The 14,958-nt window shown below is 44.2% G+C and carries 27 protein-coding genes and 8 tRNA genes; 32 read left to right on the forward strand and 3 right to left on the reverse strand.

What is annotated here, in order from left to right; genetic code table 11:
- Positions 1-78 precede the first annotated feature (78 nt).
- From EBR25_09565 to EBR25_09590, 6 genes are all read left to right on the forward strand, one after another.
- Positions 79-531, forward strand: coding sequence for a hypothetical protein (locus tag EBR25_09565; GenBank protein NBW41235.1), 453 nt, complete (start codon positions 79-81; stop codon positions 529-531).
- Positions 532-635: 104 nt separating this feature from the next.
- The gene (locus EBR25_09570) at positions 636-1,274 is read left to right on the forward strand and encodes a hypothetical protein (GenBank protein ID NBW41236.1); all 639 of its coding nucleotides are present in this window, start codon (positions 636-638) and stop codon (positions 1,272-1,274) included.
- A 9-nt stretch (positions 1,275-1,283) separates the two neighbouring features.
- A complete protein-coding gene (locus EBR25_09575) occupies positions 1,284-1,979 on the forward strand; it encodes a hypothetical protein (GenBank protein ID NBW41237.1) in 696 nt (231 codons plus the stop codon).
- A 14-nt stretch (positions 1,980-1,993) separates the two neighbouring features.
- Positions 1,994-2,350: a hypothetical protein gene (locus EBR25_09580; GenBank protein NBW41238.1), complete on the forward strand. Its 357-nt coding sequence runs from the start codon at positions 1,994-1,996 to the stop codon at positions 2,348-2,350.
- Entirely contained in the window at positions 2,347-2,532 is a 186-nt protein-coding gene (locus EBR25_09585; GenBank protein NBW41239.1) for a hypothetical protein, read from the forward strand. Before EBR25_09580 ends, EBR25_09585 begins: the two co-directional genes overlap by 4 nt.
- Positions 2,533-2,651: 119 nt before the next feature.
- On the forward strand, positions 2,652-2,852 hold the full coding sequence (locus tag EBR25_09590; GenBank protein ID NBW41240.1) for a hypothetical protein: 201 nt from the start codon (positions 2,652-2,654) through the stop codon (positions 2,850-2,852).
- Positions 2,853-2,935: 83 nt separating this feature from the next.
- Here EBR25_09590 and EBR25_09595 read toward each other — a convergent pair whose 3' ends face one another.
- Complete coding sequence (locus EBR25_09595) at positions 2,936-3,346, reverse strand: hypothetical protein (protein NBW41241.1); 411 nt, start codon at positions 3,344-3,346, stop codon at positions 2,936-2,938.
- A gap of 206 nt (positions 3,347-3,552) precedes the next feature.
- Between EBR25_09595 and EBR25_09600 the strand changes: the two genes are divergently transcribed.
- The 23 genes from EBR25_09600 (at position 3,553) to EBR25_09710 (ending at position 12,111) form a co-directional block, all read left to right on the forward strand.
- Positions 3,553-3,855, forward strand: a complete 303-nt coding sequence (locus tag EBR25_09600) for a hypothetical protein (protein ID NBW41242.1) — start codon at positions 3,553-3,555, stop codon at positions 3,853-3,855.
- 27 nt (positions 3,856-3,882) lie between these two features.
- The gene (locus EBR25_09605) at positions 3,883-4,113 is read left to right on the forward strand and encodes a hypothetical protein (GenBank protein ID NBW41243.1); all 231 of its coding nucleotides are present in this window, start codon (positions 3,883-3,885) and stop codon (positions 4,111-4,113) included.
- A gap of 154 nt (positions 4,114-4,267) precedes the next feature.
- Positions 4,268-4,846 carry a hypothetical protein gene (locus EBR25_09610; GenBank protein NBW41244.1) on the forward strand — a complete coding sequence of 193 codons (579 nt, stop codon included), beginning with the start codon at positions 4,268-4,270 and terminating at the stop codon, positions 4,844-4,846.
- Positions 4,843-5,061 carry a hypothetical protein gene (locus tag EBR25_09615; GenBank protein NBW41245.1) on the forward strand — a complete coding sequence of 73 codons (219 nt, stop codon included), beginning with the start codon at positions 4,843-4,845 and terminating at the stop codon, positions 5,059-5,061. Before EBR25_09610 ends, EBR25_09615 begins: the two co-directional genes overlap by 4 nt.
- 2 nt (positions 5,062-5,063) lie before the next feature.
- Positions 5,064-5,243, forward strand: a complete 180-nt coding sequence (locus EBR25_09620; protein ID NBW41246.1) for a hypothetical protein — start codon at positions 5,064-5,066, stop codon at positions 5,241-5,243.
- Positions 5,244-5,259: 16 nt separating this feature from the next.
- Positions 5,260-5,640, forward strand: a complete 381-nt coding sequence (locus tag EBR25_09625) for a hypothetical protein (protein NBW41247.1) — start codon at positions 5,260-5,262, stop codon at positions 5,638-5,640.
- Between the two features lie 61 nt (positions 5,641-5,701).
- Positions 5,702-5,778: transfer RNA gene (locus tag EBR25_09630), tRNA-Arg, on the forward strand.
- 45 nt (positions 5,779-5,823) lie between these two features.
- Positions 5,824-6,372, forward strand: a complete 549-nt coding sequence (locus tag EBR25_09635) for a M48 family peptidase (protein NBW41248.1) — start codon at positions 5,824-5,826, stop codon at positions 6,370-6,372.
- Between the two features lie 119 nt (positions 6,373-6,491).
- On the forward strand, positions 6,492-7,049 hold the full coding sequence (locus tag EBR25_09640) for a hypothetical protein (GenBank protein NBW41249.1): 558 nt from the start codon (positions 6,492-6,494) through the stop codon (positions 7,047-7,049).
- Between the two features lie 327 nt (positions 7,050-7,376).
- A complete protein-coding gene (locus EBR25_09645; GenBank protein NBW41250.1) occupies positions 7,377-7,619 on the forward strand; it encodes a hypothetical protein in 243 nt (80 codons plus the stop codon).
- Positions 7,619-8,035: a hypothetical protein gene (locus tag EBR25_09650; GenBank protein NBW41251.1), complete on the forward strand. Its 417-nt coding sequence runs from the start codon at positions 7,619-7,621 to the stop codon at positions 8,033-8,035. The genes EBR25_09645 and EBR25_09650 overlap by 1 nt, the downstream gene beginning before the upstream one ends.
- Positions 8,032-8,232: a hypothetical protein gene (locus EBR25_09655; GenBank protein NBW41252.1), complete on the forward strand. Its 201-nt coding sequence runs from the start codon at positions 8,032-8,034 to the stop codon at positions 8,230-8,232. Before EBR25_09650 ends, EBR25_09655 begins: the two co-directional genes overlap by 4 nt.
- A gap of 96 nt (positions 8,233-8,328) precedes the next feature.
- Positions 8,329-8,411, forward strand: a tRNA-Leu gene (locus tag EBR25_09660).
- Between the two features lie 115 nt (positions 8,412-8,526).
- Positions 8,527-8,844 carry a hypothetical protein gene (locus EBR25_09665; GenBank protein NBW41253.1) on the forward strand — a complete coding sequence of 106 codons (318 nt, stop codon included), beginning with the start codon at positions 8,527-8,529 and terminating at the stop codon, positions 8,842-8,844.
- Positions 8,845-8,893: 49 nt separating this feature from the next.
- A tRNA-Met gene (locus EBR25_09670) sits at positions 8,894-8,971 on the forward strand.
- 516 nt (positions 8,972-9,487) lie between these two features.
- Positions 9,488-10,969: a DUF2828 family protein gene (locus EBR25_09675; GenBank protein ID NBW41254.1), complete on the forward strand. Its 1,482-nt coding sequence runs from the start codon at positions 9,488-9,490 to the stop codon at positions 10,967-10,969.
- 53 nt (positions 10,970-11,022) lie between these two features.
- A complete protein-coding gene (locus EBR25_09680) occupies positions 11,023-11,238 on the forward strand; it encodes a hypothetical protein (protein ID NBW41255.1) in 216 nt (71 codons plus the stop codon).
- Positions 11,228-11,425, forward strand: coding sequence for a hypothetical protein (locus EBR25_09685; protein NBW41256.1), 198 nt, complete (start codon positions 11,228-11,230; stop codon positions 11,423-11,425). The genes EBR25_09680 and EBR25_09685 overlap by 11 nt, the downstream gene beginning before the upstream one ends.
- Positions 11,426-11,427: 2 nt before the next feature.
- Positions 11,428-11,500 (forward strand) — tRNA-Lys (locus tag EBR25_09690).
- A gap of 49 nt (positions 11,501-11,549) precedes the next feature.
- Positions 11,550-11,729 (forward strand): hypothetical protein, encoded by a 180-nt coding sequence (locus EBR25_09695; protein ID NBW41257.1) that lies wholly within the window; start codon positions 11,550-11,552, stop codon positions 11,727-11,729.
- A 7-nt stretch (positions 11,730-11,736) separates the two neighbouring features.
- Positions 11,737-11,811, forward strand: a tRNA-Gln gene (locus EBR25_09700).
- A 126-nt stretch (positions 11,812-11,937) separates the two neighbouring features.
- A tRNA-Asn gene (locus EBR25_09705) sits at positions 11,938-12,013 on the forward strand.
- A gap of 21 nt (positions 12,014-12,034) precedes the next feature.
- A tRNA-Glu gene (locus tag EBR25_09710) sits at positions 12,035-12,111 on the forward strand.
- Positions 12,112-12,563: 452 nt separating this feature from the next.
- Here the strand turns inward: EBR25_09710 and EBR25_09715 are convergent.
- The gene (locus EBR25_09715) at positions 12,564-12,815 is read right to left on the reverse strand and encodes an HNH endonuclease (GenBank protein NBW41258.1); all 252 of its coding nucleotides are present in this window, start codon (positions 12,813-12,815) and stop codon (positions 12,564-12,566) included.
- Between the two features lie 693 nt (positions 12,816-13,508).
- Here EBR25_09715 and EBR25_09720 point away from each other — a divergent pair.
- The 3 genes from EBR25_09720 to EBR25_09730 all read left to right on the forward strand — a co-directional run bounded on the left by EBR25_09720 (position 13,509) and on the right by EBR25_09730 (position 14,346).
- Positions 13,509-13,584, forward strand: a tRNA-Pro gene (locus EBR25_09720).
- A gap of 16 nt (positions 13,585-13,600) precedes the next feature.
- Positions 13,601-13,816, forward strand: a complete 216-nt coding sequence (locus tag EBR25_09725) for a hypothetical protein (GenBank protein NBW41259.1) — start codon at positions 13,601-13,603, stop codon at positions 13,814-13,816.
- An 80-nt stretch (positions 13,817-13,896) separates the two neighbouring features.
- Positions 13,897-14,346 (forward strand): hypothetical protein, encoded by a 450-nt coding sequence (locus tag EBR25_09730; protein ID NBW41260.1) that lies wholly within the window; start codon positions 13,897-13,899, stop codon positions 14,344-14,346.
- A 104-nt stretch (positions 14,347-14,450) separates the two neighbouring features.
- On the opposite strand, the gene EBR25_09735 is transcribed toward EBR25_09730, so the two are convergent.
- Positions 14,451-14,894, reverse strand: a complete 444-nt coding sequence (locus tag EBR25_09735; protein ID NBW41261.1) for a hypothetical protein — start codon at positions 14,892-14,894, stop codon at positions 14,451-14,453.
- Positions 14,895-14,958: the final 64 nt, after the last annotated feature.

Here is a 14,958-nt window from a genome sequence, read left to right on the forward strand (position 1 = left end):
CATTCCATCCGTGTTATAAGTAGGCGAGGGTAGCGATGACCGCCAAACCCTCTAACTAAAAAGCAAGGATAAGACACTATGTCCAAGACTCCTAATGACCTCTCTCCTGTTGAAGCTATGGCTTTGGCGCAGGCTATTCGTATTGCAGATTGCAACGATGTTTCTGCGCTTCCTGACCTGACCTCTGAAGCGGTTGACTTTACCGTTCATGTCAAGGGTGAGGTTACCCGTGGTGCGGGTAGTAGCCGCCGCGCAACCAATCGTGCGCGCACGTCCGCGAGCATGATTATGCTGCTTGTTTCCTCTGGTGTGACTCGGAATCATTCTCCGCGTCAGATCATTGAAAAGTGGAACCAGATTGGCTCGCTTGACAAGGCTGCTTTCCAGACTCTTTACAATTCGCTTGACGCGGAGCATCAGGCTCTCTTTGACGAGTGTTCTGCTCTGTTTGAAAGCGAGATTGTTGGAAACCTTCCGCTTATCCCTGCAAAGGGTGGTGTGAAGTTCAAGGGTTCTGTAAAGAAGGCTTGATAAATGGAGGGAGGGGTAACACCCTCCCTCCTCGGGCAAAAGCGAGACATATTTTTCTGAAAACCATTCTATCCGTGTTATAGGTAGTTGCAGGGAGGAAGCGAATGAATCTCAAAGAAGCAAAGCAGATTACAGGCCATGCAAGTGGCCTTGGAAAGCCGTCTAAAATGCCCGGTTACTCTACGTCTATCTCGGCTAGTCGCTGCAAGGTAGGCTCCAAGTTGGCAAGGGTTCCGGGTTCGGTCTGCTCCAAGTGTTATGCCTTTCGGAATAACTATCAGTACCCCGTTGTAAAGGCCGCACACGAGGCTCGCTATCAGGCTCTTTCTCACCCACTGTGGGTTGAGGCTATGACTCTGCTTATCGGTCATTATACCGATAGAGACGACCCTTACTTCCGGGTCCATGACTCTGGAGATTTGCAGGATAGACACCACCTTATGTCATGGGTTCAGGTGGCCCGTAATCTGCCGTGGGTTTACTTCTGGGTTCCTACCAAGGAAACTAAACTTGTAAAGCAGGTTATGTCAGAGGTTGAGGACTGGCCAGAAAACTTGGTTATTCGCCTCTCTGCTCCTATGATTGAGCAGGAGCCGCCCCGGTCTATGGCCGGATATCTTACCTCGACTGTTCAGGCTGGTGTTGGTGAGGAATGTCGGGCCTATACCCGAGGTAATAGGTGTGGTCCGTGCCGAGCGTGTTGGGATAAAGAAGTATCTAATGTAGATTATCACGCACAATAGAGGTGTAATATGCGTAACTTTCAAAGGCTAAAGACTATGAGTGACTTTAGCCGCATTGATTCTCCGCATATTATCTGTGCTGATAATATCTCACAACCATCCCTGTATCATGCGCCTAGCAATAAGCAAATGATTCTAAGGATGCTTGTGAGACCAAAGTATGGTGGATTTTATATTCCATCAAGCCTGTCTTGGTTGAAGGAACAGATTCTTCAAGCAAGCATTGTGGATTACGAACTCTCTGGAATTAAAGATTCTTGGTGCTATGTTACTGTTAGGCATGGCTTGTGCGAAACAAAGACGGATGATGAGTGGCACTTTGATGGTGCTAGTTTTCGCACAGAGTTAATTCCTGAAAGAAACTATGTTTGGGTAAGTCATACTGGTCCGCAGTACAAAGTTGGTCATATTGATTGGCCGGAAGACTTTAACCCAAGGGTTCATAATCTTTTCTCTTTTGCAGAAAAAGCCTTGTCTGATTCGGAGATTCAAACGGCACCAGAAAGAGAGTGGCTTCTTTTCACTCCCTTTTGTTTGCATCGTCGCAATCCGGCCTCAAATGGTAAGCAAAGAACTTTCATTAGAATTGGCTTTACTGATATTGAGGGCAGAGATATAAATAATACCGAGAACAGACTTCTTCCAACACCGTTTTATGGGAGAGACCCTGTTAAGAGCTTTAGAAACAAACTTATAAATTATTAGGACCAGGGGTAAAAATGGGGTTTGAAACTCATAATAATTCAGATGTTTCATCTACCGGAACTTGTCTTCAAGGCTATATATCATGCGGATATAAAGATATTGTTCGCATCTTTGGAAAGCCTTGCACTGGCGATGGTTACAAGGTTGATGCAGAATGGGTTATCCGCTTTTCTGACGGAGAGATTGCCACCATTTATAACTGGAAGAATGGAATCAATTATTGTGGTCATGATGGTCTAGATGTAGAAGATATTCGCAGTTGGAACATTGGTGGTCATAGCAAAGCTGCTGTTCGTCGTGTAACCGCTCTTTTGTCAGAACCTTGGCCTATTCACAATGATATTAGACAGGAGATGTGTTCAGAACTATGACATGGACAGCCATTACAACTAAGGGCGGTATTCTTTCTGGTTATTTTGTGTTTATTGCCTCACACGATAGGCATAGAGCATTTGAAAGAGCCAGAAAGCTAATGAAAGATAGCGGAGATAAAGGAAACTTGGTCGCTATTATCTCCGGTAATCAAAAGCCTTACTCACCGCATGGTGAGTAAGGTTCTCTTTTTTATGTCAATTTTTTGCCCGGCGAGCTCGGGCTTTTATGGTAAAATAAAAAGGTAATGATGAATTTCATCATTACCTTTAACACACACAATACACACAGGAGAATAAAATGAGTCCTTATGAACTAAGGTTTAATCTTTTAAGGGATGCACAAAATATGCTTTATCAGCAGTGGCATTCAAGATTTAATTTAGAAGAAAAGATTGCTACAGCAGAAGGAAGAACGATGAGAGATATTCCGCCTCCTACTGCAGATGAGATAAAAGCTTTAGCCAAGAATCTTTATGAGTTTGTTCAGGATAACTCATAACGGGCAAAAAATTTACATGCTAAAAAGCAGAAGGCCAGAGGGCGGCTAACCCTCTGGCCTAAGTGCAGGAGGTAGTGGGGGCTTTATTTAGAGAGTGAGTCCCCGGCACTCTTTACTGCATCCACCGTTGACCGAAGAAGCTCAACAGTTTCAGAGAACGAATCAGTTGGAATCTTTGCGGGCTTTGAACCCTTCCCATCCCGAACTCGGAAGGAGATAACACCATCGGTCTGACTGATAGTGCGCTGCACCATTTCAGCCGCCGTGTAAGTGCGGTTCTCTTCCTCCGGGATACCGGACTCTACAATCGCTTCCAGAGCGGAAACATAATCCGCAAATTCAGCAATTGGCATGGACTGCGCTCCCGAGCCTTTGCCACGATTAGTGGCAAAACTGACCATCGGAACACCATCATCAGAAAGCGAGACTGACATGGTCTGCTTAATAATAGTAATGGGGCTCTCATCGTGGGAATCAGTAAAAATGTTGGTCATTTTCTTTTTCCTCCGAGGGTCCATTCCCTCACGCTTACCTATAACACGGAAAGAATGATGCGGAAAAAATATCTAAGGGCCGCCGCCAGGGCAAAAATCTGACAAGAAGAAGTAATAGCGGCTTTCTTTTTTTCTAAAACCATTCCATCCGTGTTATAGGTAGGTGCAGGCAAGGTAAGTAACCTAACGAGTGCAGGAGGTGCATTTTGGTTAGCGTAAGATTTGGTGATGATGTTTACAACTTTCTGAATGGCGATTGGTACGGTGCATCAAGGGGTGGGCAAAGCGAGGTTTCTCGTTACTATCCTGGCAATAATACTCGCGCCCCACTCTGTATCTATCCGCAGCTTCTTTCGGCTGGACTTGAGCAGGGTTATGATAGGTCTGTTTTCTCTCGTAAGATTGAAGTAGAAGATGAGTCTGACGACTTTACAGAGGAAACCGAAAAGCCTCGTCGTAAGTCTCGTGCAAAGAAGAAGTCTAACTCTAACTCTATCTCTATCTTTTAGGAGGTTCAAATGAGTTACAACCGTAAAATGACTCGCGAAGAGTCCGAGGCTGCAATCCAGGCTTTCCTTGATAATGGAGGCGAGATTATTCGCCTCCGCGAAGCCACAAAAAAGGACCAGGAAAAGGCTGCTCGTCGTGCTTATCACGAGGATAAGGCTATCTCTGGTAGCCATCGGAGTCAGGAGATTATCGAGCGCGAAAAGAAGCTCGAAGCAAGTTTCATCTTTTCGCGTGTTGAGCGCGAGCGGGAGGGATAATGAAAACGCTTGGAAGGATTCTTCTTTGTGCAGTTATCCTGTTTGTTGGGGCTTATTGGGCTGCATCAAACCCGACTACTGCAAGCTCTGTAAAGAATGCTGCTGATAGTGCCGTCTCTTCTGCGAAAGATGCAATTACTGATTGAGGTGAATCATGCCTAACTGGTGTTTCAATACTCTGGAAGTAACTGGGCCTGCTGATAAAATCAAGGCTTTTGCCCAAAAGGCAAAGGGTCACACTTCAAGTTATAATTCTTTTCATGGAGAAAACTGGGAGACTTTGGATGATGTTAGGATTGCTGCGATTGCATCTAATCTGCCAGAGCCAGGTGAAGTTTCGGACCTTTCTTTCCATGCTTTGTGTCCTGTTCCTGACCTTATTCGTCGCCTTGGCTTTGATAATGGTGTAGCAAAGAAAACCGCAGAAGCCTTGGGTGTTGAGTACCCTGGTTGTGGAGGTTACAGTTGGCAGGTTGATAATTGGGGAACAAAGTGGGAGCCTGACGTTTCTTACGCGGACGTGCATACGAATTACATTCAGTATGAATTTCATACTGCTTGGTCCCCACCAATCGCTATCATTGAACATCTGACAAAAGAGTGGCCGGATCTCTCCTTTGAGATTAGTTATCGAGAAGAGGGCATGGGTTATGAGGGAAGAGCCATCTATAGTAATGGTGAGTGCTTGGACCAGTGGGAAGGTGAAATTGAATATGAGGAGAGTGAAGAATGAATGAACCAACCTTTGAAGAATTTATCAATCGAAAGATTGAAGAAGAGCCTCATTTGGCAGAGCAGAATCGCGCCCTTTTAGATATGTACAATAAGGGTCTTATCGAAGTTACTTACAATAGCGACATTGATGACTTTGATATTCAAGCCAGTGCTATGGGAAAGACTTGGTTTTACTCTAGTATTGCAGAATCATTTGTAGCCGCAGAAGCATAGGTGTGAACATGTACGTGATTGACATTTGGAACTCTAAAACTCAAACTAATGTTGGACCCTCTTGGTTTACAGGAAGTGATCTAACTATTAAAGAGGCTATGGAAAAGGCTAGAGAGTGGGTTGCAAAGACTTCTAATCCAGAAGATTATCACGTTATGTACCACATTGTTGGTTGCCTTTAATCCGTAGGAGATAAAAATGCGAAAGATGATTGATTCCCTTCTTGATCACGCAAAAGTTATGAACGCAGTAAGAGAAGTAACTCTTTTGCCCGAAGATGTGGATGGTATTCCTGCACGTCCAGCTTGTTTCTTTTATCATCGAACAAAGCGTTACAATGTAACGATTGCTTATCGACGGCAGGGAGATAACTCGGTTGTTTATGGTGCTGCTTTCTGCCGACCAGAGGATCAGTTTAGTAAGCGGCGTGGTCGAGAGATTGCACTTGGACGCATGGAAACATACGATCATGTTATCCGCAATCCCGGTGGTGCTCGCTGGGAGGTTCACGAGTCTATTCTAGACCGCCTTACTCGGCAGCACTTCATCCCTTATGTTCCAGAGAATTTTCGACCTTAGATTTTTTCTGAAAAAAAGGTAGACGGGAAGTAATATCCCGGCTATATAGAATGGCAGATAAGCACCCGTAGCTCAGTTGGATAGAGCAACGGCCTTCTAAGCCGTGGGTCGTAGGTTCGAGCCCTACCGGGTGCGCCATTTTACTCTTTAACATTCAGACACGCTCACACACAGGTCATTCAAATGAGAATCTTTGCAGATGAAAGTAGGCCAAACATTACCAGTATGTTTGAGGAGTTGAATGAACTTCATTTTAACTCCGAGATTCCTACCATTCCTGTTGTGTGGAACAGCAGAATGACTACGACTGCTGGTTACTGTCGCTATCGTAGTAGGGGAGGAAACCTTACTCCTTATAAGATTGATTTGAGCCTTAGACTTTTTGAATCTAATGGTTTTCCAATCGAAGAAGTTAAGGCTACTCTTATTCACGAAATGGTTCATGCTTACCTTGTACACAAGTACAATGAGCGCGGACACGGACCTATGTTTCAGCGCGAAATGACTCGCATCACTGGTGTTAGAAAGAATCATCGTTGTCATAATTACGATACTTCTGCTGTTGCTCGAAAGGTAAAGTACACAGCAACCTGCCTTAAGTGCGGGTACACATACGGATACAAGCGTAGGCCAAAGTATTCCTCTTACATTCATAGGGTGTGTGGAGGAGAAATGGTTATCCAGGCTGGCGACTCTACTTCCGATAGAAAGAGTTCGGTTAAAATCTTTTAAGTTTCTGCCCGATACAATAAACTAGGAGTTTAACATGGGCGCTCACTCATACACGGTTACTTATAGATTCTCTTCGCGAGAAAAGGTTTCTTCCGCCTGGGCTTCTCTTTGTGAAGAAGATGCTTACGAGTCTGGTTCTGGCCGGAAACGCAACGACTATGGGTAAGCATGTAAACTTTTACAATAAGCTCTTCTCTTCTGAGGAAGAGGCTTATAACTGGGTGATTAACAATCACCGAAAGTGGGGAAGCCCATACGCTTGTTCTTTTTATCTTCCAAAGGCTTCTGGGGAGCGTGCTAAGGCAAAGATTCAGCGCGCCAAAGAAAAGCTGATGCAGGAAAAAAAGAAAAAGATGGAGTTCATGAACGAGGAGGTTAAAGCCTTTCTCGGCAGAAGCTCTGAGTTGGTTGGATGCAAGGGTTGTGGCTCCAAGTTGAGCAGAAAGCATTTTGCTAGTTCTCGCTTTACTTCCCTTGGAAGTCATTACTCTATTAACTACGGAAGGCTTCCCGAGTGTCCTCTTTGTTCTCACCCTCTTCTCTCTAACTCTGCAAAAGCAAAGTTGGTTAAGTTAAATGAGCGAGTAGAAAAGGCTGAGAAGGCTTTGGAAGAAGCTCAAAAGCCCGCTCCATCTAAAGAAATTGGCTGGGTTGTTGGTGGCTGGGCTGCCTGTTAGGAGGGCGTAATGACTGAACTTCAGATAAATTTCATCCAACGCGCTGTCGAGAATTATCGCCAAACTATTCTCGAAGAGATTATGGGTGTGCCCGATGAGCGGATTGCAGTACCTGGCTGGGCTTATTCAGAGATTAATGATTTGATGAAAGCCCTATACGGGGTAATTGAGCCAAAGGAAGAGTAACATGCGCATTACAATTGAGCTAGAATTCATTGAGAAGTATGATCCAGAAGAGTTGGAGGAAGTAATTGTAGCTTACATTCAAGAGCTTGTTCAGGATGGATCACTTTCTTACACCGTTCATGTAGAAGAGGACGAGGACTGATGCGCGCAGAGATTGCAACCCGAAATGCAGCAGGTTCCTTTTCTGGAACCTGCCCTCATTGCAATGAGTCCATTCTTTCGAATGTTTGTTGCGGTGATGAATTCTCATGTTCTTATTGCTCTGGCAACATTGGAGTTCAAAATTATGGCAGTGTATTTCTGTTTGTTCATGCTCCAGTGAAGATTTTGCCCCGGCCTCGCCAAGCTCAGATTATTGATCCAGAAACTTATCAGGAATATTAATGGATCGTCCAAGCTGGGATTCTATTTGGATATCTCTAGCAAAAGAGATATCCAAAAGGTCTTATGACCCAAGAAATAAAGTTGGTGCAGTTATTGTAACTGCGGATAATACCCAAGTTCTTGGAATTGGTTATAATGGAGATTGGGCTGGCGGACCAAATAAAGTAAAATCTTTAGTACCCGGTAAGTCAGAGTTTATTCATGCCGAGGTTAACGCCTTGATTAAAATGAATTTTTCTTGCCATAAGGAGAAAAAGATTTATGTTACCCTATCTCCATGCTCCGTTTGTGCTAAGGCTATCATTAATGGCGGAATATCTGAGCTTATTTATTTGGATGATTATAGAGATCGCTCAGGTTTAGATATTCTAGATGCAGCTGGCGTAAGAACAAAAAAGTATGAGGCCAAAGAATGAAAAGACTGCCAATTAAAATTTTAATTGCCCAGGAGGCAATTAAATCGGACAAGATCTCAGAAGAGACTAAAGATGCTTATAGAGATCTTCTTGATGGCTATCATGGAACTTATTCCGAGGAAGTTGATGCAATCGAAGGAAGGACTCATTATACAGATTCCTTGTGGGAAGAAATCTTTTTAAAGATGCCCGGCTGACCGGGCAAAAAGATCACAAAGCCGTCTAACGCTTTGATTTATTTTTTTCTAAAATGATCCTATCCGTGTTATAGGTAGGTGCAGGGAGGATGAGACGCCAGAATGGTGGAATCGGTATACACAGGAGACTTAAAATCTCCCGGCCTTTGGCCTTGCGGGTTCGAGTCCCGCTTCTGGTACTCCTTCTCATTTTTTTCTAAAATCATTCCATCCGTGTTATAGGTAGGTGCAGGGGGTCAGGGTGCCAAAGATGGCATTGTAGAGTTGGCAATCTGTCAGGCCCGAAAGTCTCCAATGCAATATCGTCATGGAGCCGTTCTATGGAAGGATGGAAAAATTCTTCAAACGGGTTATAACTTTCCGGTTCATATGCCGGGAGGAGATACAAGGCAGTTTTCAATTCATGCAGAAAGAGATTGCCTAAAAGGTCTAAGGTCAGACCAGATTTACGGTTCTTCTCTTCTTTCTGTAAGGATTACAAATAAAGTAGAAAACCTTACTTCCTCAAAGCCATGCAGAGGTTGTATGGCACTCCTAAAGAGGAAAAAAGTAAAGAGAGTGTTTTGGTTTGATTCAGATGGCGATTTGCACAGACTTTATTTGGGGAATTAAAATTTTTGTTGACGCAACCCGCCCCGGTGGTTAGGTTGTGTGGAGTCGAGGGGAGTTAGCTCAATCAGGTTAGAGCATCCGTCTCATACACGGCAGGTTCTCGGTTCGAGTCCGAGGCTCCCTACCATATTAGTGTAGAGAAGGTTATCAGCGGCAGGCAGTTGAATTAAATAGCTCCAGTTAATGCTTGGGGTTGCCTTTTCTCACTTTTGCTTTGGGTGCTAACAGCAGTCTTTACTTACCAAGCAATTAAAGTAAAATGCACCCAGTTAATCAGGGAAACTAACAGCAATTAATCTTTCGTACCATAATCAACGAACGTAGCATTGGGGAATGCGTCAGGTGATGAGCCTGGAGAAATTGGTTCGACTCCAATCGTATAATGTTTCCCGCATTATTCTTGTTCTTTTTGGAAGCTAACAGCAACCTTTACTTAAATAAGAGTCAAAAAGTAAATGCTTCCAGTATTCTTTTAGGGTAGTTACAGCAATCTTCTTATAATGAAGGGATACGCTCGTTCGCGTGTGTATCAAGCTCTCGCAGGAAGGCATAAGAGAGTTAAATAAATAGATGTCTACCTACCCTGTTTTGTCTAACTTAGGATGCTAACAGCAATCCTTTTACTAAACCATTAATCTAGTAAATGCATCCAGAGAGGAAATCCATGAACCCGCTTGTCCAGTCTATGACTAACGCTTCTACCACCCTCAACGGTGGGGCCACTAACGCTTCTTCTCTCAACCCTGTTGTTGATCTGTTCTTTCAGATTGGCGCTATGCGTGGGTGGGAAGAGTCCAACATTGTGAGCACGTTTGTGTCCGCATTGGAGCACAACCCAGAGCAGGCTCTCAAGGTTCTTTTCTGGGCTCGTGATATTCGTCAGGGTACGGGCGAGCGTCGTACTTTCCGCACGGTGTGTCAGCACCTTGCAGGCTCTCATACAGAGGTTATGTCCAGGCTTATTCCGCTCATTCCAGAGTACGGTCGCTGGGATGATCTTCTCCTCTTTATTAGCCCCAACAATGAGATTGCTCCCTGTGAGTTTGTAGCCCTCTCTGTTATCACTTCTGCTCTGCGTTCTGGTGACGCTCTGTGTGCAAAGTGGATGCCGCGAGAGAAGTCCTCTAAGGGTGCAATTGCACGTAAGATTCGCAAGTACATGGGCCTTTCTCCCAAGGCTTACCGCAAGCTTCTCTCTGGTCTTACCCAGGTGGTTGAAAACCAGATGTGTTCTGGTGATTGGGACGGCATTGAGTACGGTCATGTTCCCTCGCAGGCTATGCGTATCTACAAGGGTGCGTTTAAGCGTCACTCCGAGGAGCGCTGGGCTTCTTATGAGGAAGGACTCGCCGCAGGAACCGAGAAGGTAAACGCGGGTGCAATCTACCCTCACGAGATTATTGGAAGTTACATTTCCGAGTATCAGCAGGCGGCAATTCCTCCTGTCTCCGAGGCACAGTGGAATGCTCTGCCTAACTGGCTTATGAACAATCCTTACCGTATTCTTCCGGTTGTTGATACTTCCGGCTCTATGTACGGTGGATACGGAATGGAAACCAGCGTTAAGCCTATTCAGGTTTCTGTCTCTCTTGGGCTTTACGTTGCAGAGCGTAACAACGGTCCTTTCAAGAACTGCTTTGTTACCTTCTCGGAGAAGCCTACTATGCAGATTGTTCGTGGAGACACACTCTCCGAGCGTGTTTACTCTATCTCGTCTGCGAAGTGGGGTATGTCCACAAATCTCAACGGCACCTTTGATGTGATTCTTTCTCACGCAAAGCGCAACCGTGTTATGCAGAGTGACATGCCGAATGTAATTCTCATTCTTTCGGATATGGAGTTCAATCAGGGTGTAGATCCTAACTCTACTTCAATGGAGCATGTCCGCCACGCTTACAGCGCGGCAGGCTACGAGGTTCCCAAGATTGTTTTCTGGAATCTCAATGCTCGCACTGGCAATGTTCCGGTTACCTTCCGAGAGGATGGAACTGCGCTTGTCTCTGGATTCTCTCCTTCGATTATGAAGTCACTCCTTGCCGGAAAGGACTTCACTCCAGAGGGGATTATGATGGAGACTATTGGCGGAGAGCGTTACGCTGCTGTTAGTTCTGCAATCGCAGCGTAACCAATTTTCCTAAAATCATTCCATCCGTGTTATAAGTAGGTGCGGGAGGTAGCATGACCGATAAAGCAGTTTGGGAAATGCAGATTTTTGCAGTAATTTGTTCGGCTGTAGCCTTTGCCTTTGGCGCTGCTCTTGGAGGAATTATTGTTCATGGAGAGAGGTCCTCTCTTTGGCTTGAACACGTAGAAGCCAGTTGTCACCCTTTTGCGGTTGAGCACGCAGACTTTGGAAGCTTTTACTTTGAGTGTGCAGAGATTGATGACTTTTAAGGTTGGCGATATTGTTCACTCAAATGGCTGGACGGGAAGAGTAACTCAAGTCTATAAAGACTGTTGCAAGTTTGATGGATTTGAGTTACTTCTTCTCAAAGATGAGGTTGACACAGGAGAACTTGTTGGAGAGTTAATTGATGTTGACCTTTGTGACGCATTAGAGTATAATGTGATTTCGCTTTAAACGGGACCTTAGCTCAGTTGGTAGAGCATCGGACTTTTAATCCGCTGGTCGTGGGTTCGAGCCCCACAGGTCCCATCTTAAATTTTTGCCCGAACTGGGCTTTGCGATAAATAATGGAAATAAAATGATTAAGTTTGATGAACCCCTCTTCTCTCTTAAATGGCTCTCTATCTTTGTAGCCATTGTTGTTGCCACCTCTCTTATGCTTGGATTCTTTGTTAGCACGGATGCTGATGGAGCAGAGAATGTAGAGTATATGGAGTTCCCACCGGTTTATATTACCGCAACTCCCTTGGTGGATTAAGCGTCATTGGGGTATGGTGTAATTGGCAACACAGTGGATTTTGGTTCCACTTCTCTAGGTTCAAGTCCTAGTACCCCAACCAAACTATTTGAAATTTAGTATAATAACTTTCTGCCCGGTACAAAGCCTTCGGTGACTCACGGAGTGAAGATGATGTAAGATTCATTAGGGTTTATTTGGAGTGGCTTCCAAACGGATTTTTTACTACGCTTCTGTAGCATAATGGTTAATGCAATCGGCTGTTAACCGATCGATTGTAGGTTCGAGTCCTACCGGAAGCGCCACTTTAAAAATAATAGACAAGTGCTCCTATCGTCTAGTCAGGTCAGGACACCGGGTTTTCATCCCGGCAACACGGGTTCGAATCCCGTTGGGAGTACCAAAGATGAACACTACCACGAGAAAAGTAGCTGAAGAGTTATTTAGTATCGCACCCGGTGACGGGTTGGAGGAGAAATACAAAACCAAAAGTCGTAAAAAGAAACATGAAAGCACAACTTATGTTATTAGTGTTTTGAAGTAACGTTAGTAGGGAATACTCCTCTGGTAATTTCTCCCCTGGCACACGGGATAAGGATGCTGAATCCGCTAGACGATGTAGGTATTGCTTTAAAAGTGTGCTTGGTAACCATGCGCCAGTAAAGTCATGGGGTAATTCGAAACTAAAAGGACTGCCGGTGGGTGGATATTCAATAACCGGCACAACCGCTGGCACACCGGTAAAAGTGTGCTCCCGGAAACTGCGGGGACACATATAGAAAGAGTTAAATCTTTTATAGCCGTTAAGCAGGGGTCTTGGAACTGTAATGGTCATGCCGGTCGAGAGCGGCACTCTTACTCTTTAAGGTAATTGATTTCTTTAGCACCCTTACTAGAGTTGTGACTTCTACATAAAGGTTGCAAATTAGAAATATCATTTGTTCCGCCTTTTGAAAGCGGAACAATATGGTCTACTGTCAAGTTTGTTTCGTTGCAACCAGAATGACAACAAACATTTCCATAGCTTTCGCAAAGGGCTTCCCATTCTTCTAACGTAAAGCTTCCTTCTGCTAGTCTTCTCCGTGCTCTGTAGTTGGCATTCTTTATGTAGATTCGTGCTTTACCATTTTCAGTTTCACGATATCTTTTCGATGCAGCACGGCGACAAGCTTTTCCGCTTTCTGAAGATTCCCATGCCTTTCGCTTTTCTTTGTATTCAGATGTCTGAAAGTACTCTGGGTTTTCTTTAGCCCATTCTCTATATCTTTCAGCATGATATTCAGAATTTTCCTGTCGATGCTTTTTGTTATACATTCTTGCTTTTTCAGCATTGGCTTTTTGCCACTTGCTTTTAGCAGAATTTTTACACTCTTTGCATTGGCTTCGATATCCATCATGACTATCTGAACGTTTATGAAAGTCGCAAAAAGGTTTTTCAACCTTACACTTAGAACAAATTTTCATAGTTTCCTCTTGCTGAAAGTATGTATATTATACTATATACTTGAGGAATTTTCAAGCTCACCACCAACATAGGGTCCGAGAAATTGGCTTGAAACTAATCGCTAAAACGGAAGGCTACATGCCGAGAAGTAGATCTCGGACGCCTTTGTCAGTAGGGCACTCACCCGTGAGCGGGTCGCGCTAATGATGTTGGAAGTCTAATGCTTAGCGGTGTTAGATAATAGGACGAGGCTTTCTAACAGAAGTTATTGCAAGCCGAGCCTTTCTGCCCACACTTCACGGTAGAAACCCGCTGGCACACCGGTTAAAGTGTGCCATTCATTAATCTATTAATAGCGGGGTGTGGCGCAGTTGATAGCGTGCCGCATTTGGGATGCGGAGGCCGCAGGTTTGAGCCCTGCCACCCCGATCATTTTAAAGATAAGAAAATGTCGAAAGAAGAAAAGTTAATGTTTAAACTTGGCATCTACTCTACGGGAAGAGTTAGATGCGATATGCCAAATTATTTAAAGATTGCTTTGGCATGGTATTCTAGGTGGGAGGAAGGCGGAGAAAATCATGCTATCACTAATTATCATCACTATATTAACTTGGCGGAGGAATTTGGCTTCTGCCAAGTAGAGGAAGCGACTACCAGTTGGTAGTCGCCAGGGGCAAAAACTTTACATCCCCTTTCTGCTAATACTTTAATTAAAATAAATGACATTTTAATTGGAGATGCAAGATGTTAAAAGAACTAGTTAAAATAGCCAATCACCTAGATCAAAAGGGCCTGAGAAAAGAAGCTGATCATCTAGATTTTATTATAAGAAAGATGGCTCAGGCTGATGAGTTTCAGCTAACTTTTATTAACGATATAGATGTAGAAAACAAAGACATTTATTCTGATGAAATTTTTTCTCAAATTCCAAACTCAGGAAATCTTAGACTAAGATTTAAAGATATTTTAGGAAATAGATTTGATGCATTAGTCGAGTTTGATAAGATTGGCTCAACTCATATGGATGATATGAATAATATAATTCAATTTAGCACTGAGTCTTCAGATGCAGCGATGGACTATGCCAAGCAGCAAGCACTAGGTATTTACTCTTATAAAAATGAAGCAAAACAATTTGATTCATTTTCAGATGAATACGAAGATCTATTTGATCCATCCCATATGTATTCATAATTTATTTCTGCCTAATACGGGCAAAAACTTTACATCCCCAATAAAGAAACCCCTCACAGCCTATTTACTGTGAGGGGTTTCTAGGTTATGGTCCCTTTGATTATCTAGCTGTCGTCAGACTCTGCGGAGTCATCAGAGGCGGGAGCAACGGAGGCTCCAGCCGACTCAACAGCGCCAACAGTGGAGGCCAGAAGGGAGATAACTTCCGAGAAAACATCCGCCGGAATACGAGCGGGCTTAGCACCCTTACCGGAACGAACTCGGAAAGAAACCATACCATCAGAGCAGGAGATGGTAGAGCGAATGGTATCAGCCACAGAAGGCTCGGAAGCCTCGGACTCAAACCCAGTCTCTACGAAGCCCTGAAGGCACTCTACAGCCTCCCGAAACTGTGCAACAGGAATGACCTGGGCACCAGTTCCCTTGCCGCGATTAGTCGCGAAAGAGACAACAGGAGTGCCACTCTCATCGAGGGACACAGACATGGTAGAACGAACAACCTGAATCGAAGACTCAGTGTTCTCGGAACCAAAAATAGCAGTGGACATTTGTTATTCCTTTTAATGCAGCGGGACCATCCCACGCCTACCTATAACACGGATAGAATGGTTT

Source organism: bacterium (genome assembly GCA_009926305.1).
In the GTDB taxonomy this organism is placed as follows: Bacteria; Bdellovibrionota_C; UBA2361; order UBA2361; family RFPC01; genus RFPC01.

What these genes read in the sequence shown, in the direction of transcription:
- EBR25_09565 (NBW41235.1), top strand. Translation starts at nt 79, where the DNA reads ATGTCCAAGACTCCTAATGACCTCTCTCCTGTTGAAGCTATGGCTTTG.
- EBR25_09570 (NBW41236.1), top strand. Translation starts at nt 636, where the DNA reads ATGAATCTCAAAGAAGCAAAGCAGATTACAGGCCATGCAAGTGGCCTT.
- EBR25_09575 (NBW41237.1), top strand. Translation starts at nt 1,284, where the DNA reads ATGCGTAACTTTCAAAGGCTAAAGACTATGAGTGACTTTAGCCGCATT.
- EBR25_09580 (NBW41238.1), top strand. Translation starts at nt 1,994, where the DNA reads ATGGGGTTTGAAACTCATAATAATTCAGATGTTTCATCTACCGGAACT.
- EBR25_09585 (NBW41239.1), top strand. Translation starts at nt 2,347, where the DNA reads ATGACATGGACAGCCATTACAACTAAGGGCGGTATTCTTTCTGGTTAT.
- EBR25_09590 (NBW41240.1), top strand. Translation starts at nt 2,652, where the DNA reads ATGAGTCCTTATGAACTAAGGTTTAATCTTTTAAGGGATGCACAAAAT.
- EBR25_09595 (NBW41241.1), bottom strand. Translation starts at nt 3,346, where the DNA reads ATGACCAACATTTTTACTGATTCCCACGATGAGAGCCCCATTACTATT.
- EBR25_09605 (NBW41243.1), top strand. Translation starts at nt 3,883, where the DNA reads ATGACTCGCGAAGAGTCCGAGGCTGCAATCCAGGCTTTCCTTGATAAT.
- EBR25_09610 (NBW41244.1), top strand. Translation starts at nt 4,268, where the DNA reads ATGCCTAACTGGTGTTTCAATACTCTGGAAGTAACTGGGCCTGCTGAT.
- EBR25_09615 (NBW41245.1), top strand. Translation starts at nt 4,843, where the DNA reads ATGAATGAACCAACCTTTGAAGAATTTATCAATCGAAAGATTGAAGAA.
- EBR25_09625 (NBW41247.1), top strand. Translation starts at nt 5,260, where the DNA reads ATGCGAAAGATGATTGATTCCCTTCTTGATCACGCAAAAGTTATGAAC.
- EBR25_09635 (NBW41248.1), top strand. Translation starts at nt 5,824, where the DNA reads ATGAGAATCTTTGCAGATGAAAGTAGGCCAAACATTACCAGTATGTTT.
- EBR25_09640 (NBW41249.1), top strand. Translation starts at nt 6,492, where the DNA reads ATGCTTACGAGTCTGGTTCTGGCCGGAAACGCAACGACTATGGGTAAG.
- EBR25_09645 (NBW41250.1), top strand. Translation starts at nt 7,377, where the DNA reads ATGCGCGCAGAGATTGCAACCCGAAATGCAGCAGGTTCCTTTTCTGGA.
- EBR25_09650 (NBW41251.1), top strand. Translation starts at nt 7,619, where the DNA reads ATGGATCGTCCAAGCTGGGATTCTATTTGGATATCTCTAGCAAAAGAG.
- EBR25_09655 (NBW41252.1), top strand. Translation starts at nt 8,032, where the DNA reads ATGAAAAGACTGCCAATTAAAATTTTAATTGCCCAGGAGGCAATTAAA.
- EBR25_09665 (NBW41253.1), top strand. Translation starts at nt 8,527, where the DNA reads ATGCAATATCGTCATGGAGCCGTTCTATGGAAGGATGGAAAAATTCTT.
- EBR25_09675 (NBW41254.1), top strand. Translation starts at nt 9,488, where the DNA reads ATGCATCCAGAGAGGAAATCCATGAACCCGCTTGTCCAGTCTATGACT.
- EBR25_09680 (NBW41255.1), top strand. Translation starts at nt 11,023, where the DNA reads ATGACCGATAAAGCAGTTTGGGAAATGCAGATTTTTGCAGTAATTTGT.
- EBR25_09685 (NBW41256.1), top strand. Translation starts at nt 11,228, where the DNA reads ATGACTTTTAAGGTTGGCGATATTGTTCACTCAAATGGCTGGACGGGA.
- EBR25_09695 (NBW41257.1), top strand. Translation starts at nt 11,550, where the DNA reads ATGATTAAGTTTGATGAACCCCTCTTCTCTCTTAAATGGCTCTCTATC.
- EBR25_09725 (NBW41259.1), top strand. Translation starts at nt 13,601, where the DNA reads ATGTCGAAAGAAGAAAAGTTAATGTTTAAACTTGGCATCTACTCTACG.
- EBR25_09730 (NBW41260.1), top strand. Translation starts at nt 13,897, where the DNA reads ATGTTAAAAGAACTAGTTAAAATAGCCAATCACCTAGATCAAAAGGGC.
- EBR25_09735 (NBW41261.1), bottom strand. Translation starts at nt 14,894, where the DNA reads ATGTCCACTGCTATTTTTGGTTCCGAGAACACTGAGTCTTCGATTCAG.